Below are 13,241 nucleotides of genomic sequence, written 5' to 3' on the forward strand. Positions count from 1 at the left end.
CTCCCATCTCTGTCTTTCGACATACACTTCCCGAATGTGACTCGTGATACATAATTCTTATTGCATACTTAAATTCAGAGCAAATATTTATATTTTCCGAAAAAATTATCACCTTTATATTATAATAAAATACATATAGGTCGGTTGTCTTTCTGTCCGAAGCTCTCGACCACCGCGTCTTTCCTCTCGTTTGCTGTCGGATGAGCGAACTACCAGTATACTCAGAACGCAACGTACGCGGTCGCGAGCAGAAACATACCACCAGCACGGCAAACAGTCCAGTCTGGGTCCATGTAGGCGCACCCCACTGGACGGGAAACCGTTGAAAATGATGAGACAGAGGGCAGATGAGCCACCGAAAACGCAAACTGAAGTTTCTTTCAGGGTCTCCTTTTGGTTTCTGTAGTCACGCCCTGGTAATTGCAAAGGTAGTTATCCCGGTGAGAACCCGAGAACTCGTCTCTACGTGGTCTATACTCGTCCACCATGCCGACTTGCATACGTCCCCTGCAGTACCTATCTACCGAAGAATATGATAACAAATATACCGTTCCCACCACCCTGTCTGTGTATGAGCTCTCCACTTTCGAACCCGTTCGTCCACTACGGAATCGGTCTGAGCAGTACTGCGATTCTCGTCTTTATAGCCTTCACGTTTGTCGATGGCATCACTCGGTGGCTCATGCTGGGAATCGCGGTTCTCGAACTCACTGTCGCCCCCCAAATTCTGAAGCGGGTTGGACAAGCGGCGTAACTCAGCGGCGTCGTAAATTATCGCTGAAGCGACTCGTCAGTGGGTTGCTTTGGCTCTGTTAATTACTCCTCATCTGCGGAATTCCTTCGGGGTGCAACCCGACGAATCGTATCAGAGACCGGACCGCAACGCCGAGCAGCCACCCGCAAATCGCAATCGGTGTTCCCACGCCCAGCGCGATGAGAGTCGCAACACCCAGGGCGTTCGGTAGCGAGACAATCGTCGTCCCCCAGTGATACGTGACTTCGGTCCCATATCGAGTGACTGCCGCCCCGAAAATCGGCGCACTGACCAATACTGCCGTCGGAATGAGTCCGTTGTTGACCGCGGCACTGACCGTGCCAACAGCGAGAAGGAACCCGAAGCCGAGGAAGACGAGTGCCGTCGGGTTCGTCCCGTTCCACGTCCCGAGAGCCCACTCTTCGAGCGCGTAGTAGCCGAACGTCGAGCCGACCCACCAAGCTGTCACGAGGGCAATAATCGGAGCCAACAGCACGGCACCCAACGAGATATCCACCCGGCGGCCGAAGAGCGCTCGACGGAGTGGACCGGTAACGATGTCTCTGACGGGACCGTTGAGTAGTTCCCTCGTTCGACGCAGACTGAACGTGGTCGCTGTACGGGTGAATCGCCAGACACGCTTCAGGAGGTTGTACAACCAAGCTATCGTCAGCACCCCGACTCGCTTGATGAACGCGAGCGCTGCCACGAGATACGTGAGCCCGGTGCCAGCAACGGACTGAACGGTGGACGTATTAGTGGGCATACACTTCGATTAACACGTCTCTCGTAATACTATTACGCTCGATTTCGCTCCATGACCTGTCCAACTCCCACTTCTCATTGTTCTACTTAGTCTCTCATTGCACCAATAAGCAATCGCACATTTGTACTAAATTGGGTGATGAGTGCTTTCGGAAAGCGCCTTCGTGCACCTGTAAGTGCATCGTTGAGTGCCTCCGACGCATCTTCGAACACGCCCTCCCCATGGCCGAGTAAGATGCGCTGCGGTTCCAGCCCACCAAGTATATCCCATGGTGGGAACAGTCGGTGCGAAAGCACCACGCCAAGCCGCTCGTCGCCGACAGTATAGCCCGGTCCTGAGCCGAGTAAGTCCGGAATAATAAGCGTGCCATCCGCCTCACGGTATGCAATCGCCTCTTGCCACATCGAAAGCGGTTCGACTCGATGGACTCGGAATCCGGACTCACCGAACGTCGCCTCGTAGCGCTTGATGGGCGCATCGACCCGCTCGTCGACACGGTCCATCCACTGTGGGACGTGAACGGCCACACCGTGACGATCTGCTATCGTTCCCGCATCTCTCGCATGGTAACTGCATAGCACTGCGACACCGGCGACCGCGCCGAGGCTCTCTAGCAATTCGTCAACTCCCGGTCCGTCCACCGGGTCGATAATCCATACGCCGTCGTCAGCTTTGATTGCGTGGCTCGCTCGCTCCCCTTCTTCGTGTGGATGTGCTAGCCAACTCACACCCTCGTTCCACTGGTTAACCACTCGAATATCCGTTGCGGAGGATCGGTTGTAGACGGGCATGTGTGACTGGATTTATGCGTACTACTCGGTAGTTCCCTTTCAGAACTGTGGGTCGAAGAATAAAATAGCGTATACACGGGGGCTCAGTAGTGACCCAACACCCCTCGCTGTCGAGCTTTCGTCTGGAAATACGAGAACGCAAGGTAGCCGACGGTAAGGTACGCCCCCGCGACGACACAGAGGGTCACCAGCGACGAGACTGGAAGCGCCGTAATTGACGTCCCGTGTTCCATGACTTGGGTGATGAGATTGCTCCCGAGGGTGAGCGGGAGATATTTCACCAACGGATTGACCTCCGGAGAGAGGGCAATAAGCGCTAACAGGGCGAACTGCATGATGTTGAAGATGCTACTGACTCGTTTGTACAGGAGCGCGAGTCCACCCATGAAAAAGCCGATACCGAGCACCGGGAGCACGCTGAGAACCGCGAGCGGAACGACGCTCACGAGGTCGACGGAAATCTGCGCGCCGCTGGTCAGAAGCATGAGGACGAGCACCACGAACCCGAACACGAAGCTAATGAACATGTTGACGAGCGATTTAATCACCATGACCGAACCCAGTCCGACGGGCGACATACTGAGCAACTCCAGCGTTCCCCACTGTGCTTCCCGACTCAAGTCGGACGCGACGGAGGAGTACGAGCCAACTGCAATCGTCCAGATGAAGAACCCGACTACGATTCCGGTGAGCGAATCGTTGATGAGGTTGGGAGCGACCGCTCGTCCGCCGAACACCATCACGGCGAAAAACATGTAGATGGTGAGGATTCTCCCGAGGGTGTTCACGTGGTAGCGTTTCATCACGGTGAGCGATTTCACGAGTGATGCGCGCGCGAATAGCACGGCCGTTCGAACGTCACCCATTGGTCGTGCCCTCCATCGCCGCTCTGTCGTTTCGACTCTGTGTCACTTGCAGGTACGCTTCTTCGAGGTCCGATTCTACGTGATCGACTTTCGCCGGAATTACCCCTCGTTCTCGTAGCGTATCCATCAACTCGAACAACTCTCTCCCGTGCTCCAGTCTGACTGTTAGTACTATCTTTGAACCCTGTTCAGTGAATTCAGCGGTGTCAAACCGCCGTTGGATGGCCGTTCTATCCTTCTGTGCGACGGCCGCTTCGATCTCGATTTGGTAGGTTTGTGCCTGAAACAGGTCCGTGAACGACTGCGTCTCTTTGTCTGCAGCGATGCTCCCGTTCGTCATCACGATCACACGGTCGCAGAGCTCCTGTACCGTGTCCATCTCGTGGCTACTGATGATAATGGTCCGTCCATCTTCCTCGGCGAGCGTAGAGAGGTGGCTTCGGAGCGCCCGAGTCGCTTCGACATCGAGCCCGAGCGTCGGCTCGTCCAGAAATAGAATCGGAGTTTCTTGTGCGAGAACACATGCGAGTGCGGCCTTCTGCTTCATCCCGCGCGATAGCTCTCGAACGGGCACGTTCGCTTTCTCGTCGAGGTCGAGATCTTCGAGGATTCGACGCCGTTTTTCGGCGTTCGTTCGCGGATTGATACCGCGGTGACTCATAAAAAACGACATATTCTCTTCGACCGTCAGTCGCCAATATGCGTTTCTGGACCCCTCCAGCATCGCACTGACGTAGTTGTAGACCTGCCGTCGGTTTTCGTAGACATCCACCCCGTTGATCAGCACCTGTCCGGCGTTCGGTTCGACAAGCCCAAGGAGCGACTTTATCGTCGTCGTCTTTCCCGCGCCGTTCGGACCGAGGATACCAACAATCGAACCTCGTTCGATGTTAAACGAGACGTCGTCGACTGCAGTCACTGTCTGGTCGCCGGACGAATACTCTTTTCTGAGCCCTTCGACCGAGATAAGCGGAGATTGTCTAGAATGTGTCGTGCTCTCTATCTCCATGATACTATTCTTGACCTACCATGTGGCAACAATTATTAAAAAGTTATCATTATGTTCGGTGTTGTTCTCCGAGAGTCACAGTTAGCGGGGCCTTCTGTAGACCCGCTTCGAGTCCAATCGTGCCGAGAGCTATCATCTCAACTCCGGTACGAGAGAAAGGATGGGAGGCGACAAAATCAACAGGGCGACGAATTCGGCAGACCGTTCACCATCGTGTTCCGACTCGTTGGAGACGTATCCAGCGCCGCGCCGAGGAGTTTGCTCCGGTGGCTCCGGTAACTTCGGTAGTTCCGTCTCAGTCTTGTTCTGGGCCGCTTTCGGACTGGCCGTGTTAGGCGTGCTTCGGCGCGTGCTCGGCACGACTAAGTGAGAGAACGAGAGCGAACTACGGTACATAACAGTCGAAAGCAACAAACAACGCCGCCATTGGAAATCTAGTTGGACCAATGGCAGTTACAGCCGTATCGTTGTCTGCTGGGAGAGTACTTTTCGAACTCGAATACCGCTCTATAACCGATTCAATACCAGCAGAACGCTCCGACGAGGCTGTAATCGAGCCGTATGAGTAGTATTCTTATACCTATCCGAATTGACTTATTGATAGAACCTATTCACCTATGAATCGGTCCCACGTCGTTGCCCTCCTCATTACCGTGTTCGCTCTCGCGGTCCTCGGCGTCGCTGCAGGTACACTCGAATCTGCACACCCAGCCAACCCGAATCAAGCGGGGTCCGCGGACACCCCGGTAACGTTCCACGAGCAAGAAGGAAAAGCCAAACAAACAGACAGCCCTGGTGGACAACCAATCATTAATCTCGTGTTTCCCGAGACGGATGTGACAAATGGCCTCGACAGCAGTGCTCAACCTGGCAGTGCCCTCTCTCGACTTGGTGTCGGTGTCGCCCTTCTCGTTGTCGGCGCGATACTCGTTTTGTGGCGACTTACGAGCGATGATTCCCACACTGATGTCGTTGCCGACGACGAGTTGGTGACGCCCGTCGACGAACCGGAGCCATACACGCCAGTCGCAGACGCCCGAGATGTACCGCCCACAAACGATGTCTATCGCGCGTGGCAGGCGATGGTCTCGTCACTCGGTTCAGCGGACAAACCGCACGAGACGCCGACGAAACTGGCACAGACTGCAATACAGGCTGGCTTCCCTGCGTCCGACGTACACTCGATTACTGAGGTGTTCTGTGCAGTGCGATACGGTGGGACGTCCCCAACTAATGAGCGCGAACAGCGTGCTCGTGATGCATTTGCGTCGATTCGGCAGGCTGACGGATATTCGACTGGGTCCGGTTCTTCTACCGACTCGGCTGAGTCGGATATGTCTGCTGTCTCATCTCAGTCTGACACTTCTCCTCTCTCACCGGACCCATGAGCCGGACTCATCGTTCGATTCTCGTCTTCGGCCTGTTGTCGAGCTTCGTTGGCATTCTTCTCATCGTCTCGCCGACACTCGGTGGTGCTGTCACCCTCTCTGGCGTCGTTCGAACGGCCCCTATCGCTCTTACCGGCGTTCTCGCAGTCGTTCTCGCGGCAGTCTACCTCTTCGGTGAGATTCGCTCGATGTCGGTATCCGAGGACGGACAACAGACGGAATCAAGTGAACTTCCTTCGCCAGAAAACCGTCCTCGATACGAACACCCCGGAACGGCGTTTGCGCGACGGTTGGAAGCAATTGAGTGGACCGACCGACGTGCGGAAGACCCGGAAGCGCGTCTCGCACTCCGTGCCGAACTACGACAGATGGCGATTACAGTCCTCTCGCGAACGGAACGGTGGACGCGGACGGACATCGAGACACGGTTGGATGAGGGACGTTGGACTGAGAACCCACACGCAGCGGCGTTCTTCGCCGACGATGTCGTTCCGTCGCTCTCACTCCGGCAGCGACTGCGCTCACTCCGAAGTACCGAACCGCCGTTTACTCGGCGGGCGCGACACGCCGTTGCCGAACTCGCGACCAGATTCGACGAGGGCGACGTGACACCGGCGCTGTCCGACGCAGCGCGAACGTCGCTCAATGACCCTCCGACCGTAACGACGCGGCGGTACTGGCCATCCGATACGACGGAGGACTCCCGAGAATCCACAACGGACCGAACACGTGGTGTGACCGCAGCAGCACTTGCGGCCGGTGGGCTCGGTATCGTCACATTGCACCCGGCGCTTCTGCTCCTTGCGCTCTTCGGTATCACCGTCTCCGGGTACACTCGTATCGTCCCTTCACCGACGGAAACGGTCTCTATCACGAGAACTGTCAGCGACGCCGAACCCAACCCAGAGAAACCTGTCGAGGTAACCGTCTCGATTCAGAACACGGGCGACGCCACGATTGCAGACCTCCGGCTTATCGATGGTGTGCCCGCTGGACTCTCTGTCACGGAAGGCTCACCACGATTCACCACTGCGCTTCGACCGGGAAAGGAGGCGACGTTTACGTACACCGTCGAAGCCGTCCATGGTGTCCACGCGTTCGACCCTGCGCTACTCATCACGCGCGACGTGTCCGGCGTCCGTAAGCGGGAAACGCTCCATCGGAGTTCGCCCACAACAATCACTTGCCATCCGTCGGAGTGTTCCATGCCCGAGGTGGGACTTCGACAGCAGACGACGGTTCATCCGGGTCAGTCGCGGTCGGCAATCAAAGGCTCCGGTGTCGAGTTCCACTCGGTTCGGGAGTACCGGCCTGGCGACCCGCTGTCTCGAATCGACTGGAAGCGCAAGGCGAAGACGGGTGAGTTCACAACAATCGACTTTCAGGAGCCTCACCTGGAGAACGTCTTACTCGTAATTGACGCCCGGGCTGAAGCCTACCTCGAACCGGCGGGTGAGTGTGACGAACCAATCGTCCAACGAAGTGTGACCGCCGGACACGCGCTTGCGTCTCAACTACTGTCGGACAGTATCCCAGTCGGTATCGCGGCGCTCTCACCGCGGTCGTGTTGGTTGCTGCCGAGCGCTGGCGACGTACATCGCCGCCGAATTCGAGAGACACTGTCCGGCGATGATGCATTCGCATGGAACGCTCCAGAAGGCGAATTCGACGCAACCGAAGCAGTCCGCGAGCTATATCAGCGCGTTCGACCGGACACACAGATTATCTTCATCTCGCCACTCTGCGACGACGAGGCGACGGCCGTCGTACGACGACTCGACGCCTACGGCTATGCGGTCTCGGTAATCAGTCCGGACCCGACGGCACCGGCATCGGCGACTTCTACGCTCGACTGTGGCACTGCATACGCATCACTCACTCGGCGACTCCGACTCAGTGACCTTCGTGGAGTTGATATTCCCGTCGTCGATTGGAATCCGTCTGAGCCGTTTGCGGAGGTGATGCATCGTGAATCGTAACGCTCGGCGATTGTCAGATGAGATGCCACCACTCCTGAGTAGTGGCATTGCGCTGCTAGCGGCTATCGCGACACTCGTCATCACTGCTGTGTCCACCTACACGCTCGCGGCAAGCGCGCTTGGCGTCTTCTTCCTCCTAGTTGGTCTCGTCCGCGGGTCCACCGAAATATACACGCTTGGAACCGTTCTACTCGTAGTTGCGATTATTCTCGCGGGGATGCTCGGGATGGCTCCACTGTTCCTTCTCACTGCTGCATTCTTCGTGCTCATCGCGTGGGATGTCGGGCAAAACGGATTCAGTATCGCCGACGAGGTCGGAAGCGGGGTGTCGACCCTTCGAATCGAGATGGTGCACGCAGTCAGCAGTAGTGTCGTGTTCGCGGCCGGTTCGAGCGTTGGCTATGCGGTGTTTCTCACCATGACGGGCCGACAGCCGGTCCTTGCGCTTGTTGCGCTTCTCGTCGGTGTCGTTGCATTGCTGCTCGCACTTCAGAGATGAGTTGAGTCATCTTCTCTTTCACCTTCTCCCCTACGTGTACGTCAGGCGTTCCCGAGTGAGACCTTCGGGACGCTGAGCGTGTCGAGAATGTCCGAAATCACGTCAGACTTACTGGTCTCTTCAATCGAGGCGTCGGGAGTGAGAACCAGTCGGTGAGCGAGTACCGGGCGGGCGACTGCTTTCACGTCGGCGGGCTTGACGAACTCTCGGCCTTCGAATACGGCGCGACTGCGGGCAGTTTCGAGGAGTCGTTGTGTCCCGCGCGGTGAGACGCCTACTCTGACTTGCGGGTCGTTTCGCGTCGCCTGTGCGATACTGGTTATATATGAGAGGAGGTCGTCGTGAACGCGGACGGACTCCGGGACGGATTGTAGGTCACGAACTTCCTCAGGTGAGAGGACAGTTGTCACAGTCGGTTCCGACGTGTCTCTGTTTGTCCGGCGGCGGAGAAGTCGGTTTTCGGCTTCGGTCTCGGGATAGCCGATTGTCGTTTTGATGGTAAAGCGGTCGATTTGTGCCTCTGGGAGCGGGAAGACACCCTCGCTCTCGACGGGATTTTGGGTTGCGATGACGAAAAACGGGTCCGGGAGCGGGTGGGTGTCGCCGTCGACGGTCACTTGCCCTTCGGCCATTGCTTCGAGGAGTGCGGCCTGCGTCTTCGGCGGGGCACGGTTTATCTCGTCGGCGAGGACGACGTTCGCGAAGATTGGGCCACGGATAAACTCGAAGCGTTCTGCTGCTTCGTTGTAGATGTGGGTTCCAACGATGTCCGACGGGAGGAGGTCGGGCGTGAACTGTACTCGACTGAATTCGAGGCCGAGTGCCGTGGCGAAGCTCTTTGCTGTGAGCGTCTTTCCCGTCCCTGGAACGTCTTCGAGGAGGATGTGTCCGTCAGAGACGACGCCGACGAGTACGGTTTCGACGAACTCTCGGTCGGCGACAACCGCATTTTCGACTGATTCCAGAACGGACTCACAGTACTCCGTTGCGGAAGCGGGGTCCATGAATTCCCGTACGAATTGGAATCGTATAGAAACGTTGGATGGTAGTCAGTTTAAGGTAAAACGATAGGATGTGAGTACCGCCTAGTCGAACTCTTTGGATAGGGTGGCACTACAGCAGTGTCTCAGGACCGGAGCACCGATTACGATTTACAACTCGTGGGTTTCTGTCTTGCCGTGTGCGGTGATTCGAACCTCGCTGACGGTGAAATTCGCATCGTCGAGCCCATGGATTGTTCCGTCGAGTTTCAGTGTGAGGTCGAATTTCGTCCGGGATGGGACGTAGACGAGATATGCCGTCCCGTTGTAGTGCATCGTCGATGTCTCGGTGAAGGTCACGTATCCGCCGTCGACAATAATCTCATCACCCTTCGGGAATATTTCGCCATCGAGTGGTGTGATTGCGATAACGCGCGACTGGGAGTCATTCACTGTAACTATCTCTGTAGAAACGTCGTACCGAGGCCCGGAGTCGGGCGTGAGAGCACTACAGCCGGAAAGCAGGACGAGTACGGCTAGCACTACAGGGAGTCCTCGCGAGTCCATCATCGATTCGTGTCCGCGCTTACAAAAATAGCTTTTTGCTGGTTTCACACCCCATCGAAAAGCCTTCGTCTTAGTCTTCGACCCACTCCCACGGCCGGTCCGCTGGTTCGCTGCTGAACGTGTTCTCGCGTTGCGGCAGTGCCGCCGCGATTGTTTCGAGGTCGGAACCGGTGGGGAAGCCGGTTGCCGTCGACAGCCGACTCGTGAGTGTTACGTCGGTGCTTCCGTCGCCGTCGACGTCGAAGCCGTGGGACTGCTGGGAACCGAGGTCGCTCAGTTCCGACGTGCCGATTCCGGGGACTGCTCCACCCGGCCACTCGACTGCCTGTTCGGCTTCATCGCGTAACGTAGTCCCCGCACCGCCGGTCGTCGCATTGGGATTCGTGACGCTCTGGACGCCCGCGGGAGACGTTGGGAGTTGTGATATCTGCCCCGCGCCGACGTTGTACTCGTCGCCGGGATTGACTGCTTCGATGTTCGCCGTTACCGTTGTTGAGCCAGCCGCTGGTGCGGCCTGCGCGGTCGTTTCGAAGTCGAACTGATTGCCGTCGGAATCCGGGGCAGTTCGAACGGTCGTCCCTGCGGGGACGGTGACGCTGTCGTTGTTCACTGTGAACTCGACGCTTCCGGTCGCCGTGGCATACGGGGGCACGTCGAGCATCGCCTCGATACGGTCGGTTTCGTTCGACTCGCCTGCGGCCGCTCGGAGCATATCGAGACCGGTTCCCGGTCGATAGATGTGCAACCGCAACGCCATCGCCACGCCGAACTCCGACTCCGGGAGACCTTCTACGTCGTCGAGGTCCGCGGCTCGACGAACTGCGAACTCGTAGATGCGCCGGCGCATGGTCTCGTCACCTCTGATGGACGCGACCACTCGGTACATCCAATGCCACGTTCGGAACCACTGGGCGTACGCACGGCGGTCTTTCTTGGAGACGGTCGTGTCGTTTTTGCCCGTCCGTCCTCGGATTGCCAGGTCTCCGTCAATCTGGTCACTACCCGGGGTCTTCCGGTGGAGCAAGTACGCGGCCCCGATGTGGTTGCCGCTGTTCCGCCACGTGTACTCCGCAACGTTGCTCCCATCCTTCGGTTTCCCGTAGACACGCGAGGGCCAGACTCCGCGCGAGCCGTAGTATCGCATGTACAGGTCCTCGTCTTGGTCGTGCAGGTACGAGAGGAACCCCGGCCACTCGCCAACCTTCTCGGCGTTGGTGCCGAGACCGAACACGTAGTGACAAAGTGGTTGGGAGAGTACCTGGTTGTCGTAGCAGTTCACGACATCGAAGTAGCCGGTTGACTCCTGGTACGTCGCGGCGGCGACGGCCTTGAACGCCGCGAGTTCGTCGCTTCCGAGGTCGGATATCTCCTCCGCTGTCGAATGGAAATTCGATGGTACGACGGGGACCTGCCCGTGGTTTGACCCGCTCATATGCGGCCCTGTAGGGCTCCCGCTTCGGACCCCTTGGTCGCCGAGCGTGTGGAGACGAAGCCCAGCAGAGACTTCTTCGTCCGGCGTGACGTCGGCGTGCTCCGAGAGGTCCCGAACGAACACTCGTGGGGTTACCGACTCGACTTGCGTGGCACGCCAGACGTTGTCCAGCGCCTCGTCGGTTCCGTCGTTGTCGTAGTCCGCGGTGGCAATATTGGGATAGCTTCCCGTCCCTGCACCCGTCCCCGAATCGCGTGCCTCGACCACTATCGGGTACCGCGCCCGACGGAACCGCCACCTTCGGAGTCGGTCACCCGTAAGCGAGTCGAGGACCCCGGTCACCACTCGCTTTGCGGGTTCCATATTGAAACTTCCATCCGACTCAGTCGAGGTTACTCTGGTCGGGTTCGGAATCGCTTCGAGATTCTCGCCGTACACGTCCTCGTTCTTGAATACGTGGACCGCTGCCTGCGGATACGACAGCGCAATCTGGAACTCCCGGAGCGCCCATTCGGTGAACAGGGCTGCTGAATCGTCCACATCCCCTTTTGATGGGTCGCCCATCTCGCCGCTCCCACTCTCGCCGGGGGCCGGCGCTAATTCGATTCCCAGCAGCCGAAGGTCGTCTTGGAGCAGACGAATGTACCCCGGCTCATCACTCGACGGCAGTTCATCGGGATTCGTCCGCTGTGAACCTTCGTACGTCGCAGTCCCACTTCCGGCATCGTTGTCGCCAGCCCGAAGATGCCAGCCCCCATACGGTGGGCCGAGCGGAATCTCGTCTTCGACTTGGTCCAGAGTGCCGTCCTGTGCGGTAGGGTCGTTGGGGTTGGTGCCGACGATACCAACGAGTACGTCGAACGGCGTCGTCTGTTCGAGCACGTCGAGCAGGCCCGACTGGTCCACAGTCACATCGAATTCAGCACGGTATGCTTCGACGAGGTCGGTCGTAGAGCCGCCACCGGTCTGGATTCCGAGCAGGTCACGGAGCGGATTTTGGGGTGAGGAGTTCATGATGTCCCCTTCGAGCAGTGCGCGTTCGTACAGTGCACGTTCGACTGCATCGTCGTAGGAGTCTACTGGTTCGTTCTCCTCGATACCTAACTCCGTGAGAACGCTTCGAGCGACTGCGATACCGAGCCACCGTGTCGCGCGTTCTATTTGTGTCTCGGCATCTGTGAGGCCTGTTAGATGGTTCCGGACGGTTGCTGCGGTCGCGTTGCTCCCAACCGGTGCAAGCCCGTCTGCAACCGCAACGTTGCCAGTGGGTGACCCATCCGAGAGCACCTGACTGTACTCGTTTACGGTGACGTTGCTGCCGGTGCCTTCCAGGGTAACCGTAATCAGGTGGTCGGACGCACACCCGGGGAGTCCGCTCGACACCGGAACGCCGGTGACGAGGCCATTTCGGGTCCCCGAGGCGTTCTTGTCGAATTGGACGGGAAGCGAGTCACCGAGGTCACCCCACACTAACCGGACGTTGGCCGGTCGGAGTACGTGGGCCGCGACGCGCTGTATCTTTTCGAGCACTGCCTCTCGTTTGTCGTCGGTGTTCCCGCTTCCGGAGAGGCGACTGGTCAGCGCATCCACCCGGTCACGGAACGTCTGGTCAGTGGTGACGTGGACGAACTGCGGGACCGAAAGGAGGTGCCAGCCGAGTTCCTCGCCGCGCTGTCGGTTTCGCCCGCTGCCCGTGACCTCGAACAGTTGGACGTAGAACTCACCCGGTTGACCGGCGTACACGTAGATTCCGCCGTTATTTCCGGCGGCACCGCCACTGCATCCGTCACCGCCGCTTCCGGTCCCTGTGGTTGGAACTGAACACGACACCTCTGGCGCTGATATCCCGGAACTAATCGACCACTCGACCCGACTCGCGCCGTTAAGCTCGTTCTGGTCGGGCCAGAGCACGATTCTTCCGGAGTTGTCCCCGAGCGTCCCGAGGTCGGCCGTCCGTTCGCCGTGATGGAAGGACCGAACCTGCGCAGGGATGTTTCCGAGTGCCTTCTTGTCTGCCGATGGTAATTCGAGCGAGACGAGTCGTCGTTCGACGCTTTCAAACATCATTAGTTTCCTCCTTGTGTGGTCGTGTCGCTGGTGGCTGTCCGTCCGCGGCGGTCCTCGACGGTGGCTGTGTACGTGTATGCCCACGACGATTCGGACGACGGCACTTCGACGACTATCTCGCCGACTCCTCCGCCCCGCCTGGT

General features: G+C 58.1%; 11 protein-coding genes. 4 read left to right on the top strand and 7 right to left on the bottom strand.

The features are described from left to right. Nucleotides 1-571: 571 nt before the first annotated feature. Nucleotides 572-754: a hypothetical protein gene (locus tag QT222_RS15915; RefSeq protein WP_004056475.1), complete on the top strand. Its 183-nt coding sequence runs from the start codon at nt 572-574 to the stop codon at nt 752-754. A 58-nt stretch (nt 755-812) separates the two neighbouring features. Here QT222_RS15915 and QT222_RS15920 read toward each other — a convergent pair whose 3' ends face one another. The 4 genes from QT222_RS15920 to QT222_RS15935 form a co-directional block, all read right to left on the bottom strand. Further along, nucleotides 813-1,520, bottom strand: coding sequence for a DUF8071 domain-containing protein (locus QT222_RS15920; RefSeq protein ID WP_004056476.1), 708 nt, complete (start codon nt 1,518-1,520; stop codon nt 813-815). An 86-nt stretch (nt 1,521-1,606) separates the two neighbouring features. Beyond that, nucleotides 1,607-2,311, bottom strand: coding sequence for a hypothetical protein (locus QT222_RS15925; RefSeq protein WP_004056477.1), 705 nt, complete (start codon nt 2,309-2,311; stop codon nt 1,607-1,609). A gap of 83 nt (nt 2,312-2,394) precedes the next feature. Next, nucleotides 2,395-3,177: a hypothetical protein gene (locus tag QT222_RS15930; protein WP_491477722.1), complete on the bottom strand. Its 783-nt coding sequence runs from the start codon at nt 3,175-3,177 to the stop codon at nt 2,395-2,397. Further along, nucleotides 3,170-4,096, bottom strand: coding sequence for an ABC transporter ATP-binding protein (locus tag QT222_RS15935; protein ID WP_491477723.1), 927 nt, complete (start codon nt 4,094-4,096; stop codon nt 3,170-3,172). The genes QT222_RS15930 and QT222_RS15935 overlap by 8 nt, the downstream gene beginning before the upstream one ends. 707 nt (nt 4,097-4,803) lie before the next feature. Here QT222_RS15935 and QT222_RS15940 point away from each other — a divergent pair. From QT222_RS15940 to QT222_RS15950, 3 genes are read left to right on the top strand one after another with little or no spacing between them, the layout of a single operon-like run. Then, nucleotides 4,804-5,574 carry a DUF4129 domain-containing protein gene (locus QT222_RS15940; protein WP_004056480.1) on the top strand — a complete coding sequence of 257 codons (771 nt, stop codon included), beginning with the start codon at nt 4,804-4,806 and terminating at the stop codon, nt 5,572-5,574. Beyond that, a complete protein-coding gene (locus QT222_RS15945) occupies nt 5,571-7,553 on the top strand; it encodes a DUF7269 family protein (protein ID WP_491477724.1) in 1,983 nt (660 codons plus the stop codon). The genes QT222_RS15940 and QT222_RS15945 overlap by 4 nt, the downstream gene beginning before the upstream one ends. Before the next feature lie 22 nt (nt 7,554-7,575). Then, nucleotides 7,576-8,052, top strand: coding sequence for a DUF7519 family protein (locus QT222_RS15950; protein WP_491477728.1), 477 nt, complete (start codon nt 7,576-7,578; stop codon nt 8,050-8,052). A gap of 41 nt (nt 8,053-8,093) precedes the next feature. On the opposite strand, the gene QT222_RS15955 is transcribed toward QT222_RS15950, so the two are convergent. The 3 genes from QT222_RS15955 to QT222_RS15965 all read right to left on the bottom strand — a co-directional run bounded on the left by QT222_RS15955 (nt 8,094) and on the right by QT222_RS15965 (nt 13,098). Beyond that, a complete protein-coding gene (locus tag QT222_RS15955) occupies nt 8,094-9,056 on the bottom strand; it encodes an AAA family ATPase (protein ID WP_491477725.1) in 963 nt (320 codons plus the stop codon). Between the two features lie 147 nt (nt 9,057-9,203). Next, nucleotides 9,204-9,599, bottom strand: coding sequence for a hypothetical protein (locus tag QT222_RS15960; protein ID WP_491477726.1), 396 nt, complete (start codon nt 9,597-9,599; stop codon nt 9,204-9,206). Between the two features lie 70 nt (nt 9,600-9,669). Continuing rightward, nucleotides 9,670-13,098, bottom strand: a complete 3,429-nt coding sequence (locus QT222_RS15965; RefSeq protein WP_491477727.1) for a baseplate J/gp47 family protein — start codon at nt 13,096-13,098, stop codon at nt 9,670-9,672. Nucleotides 13,099-13,241 lie beyond the last annotated feature (143 nt).

Source organism: Haloferax sp. s1, from assembly GCF_058382125.1.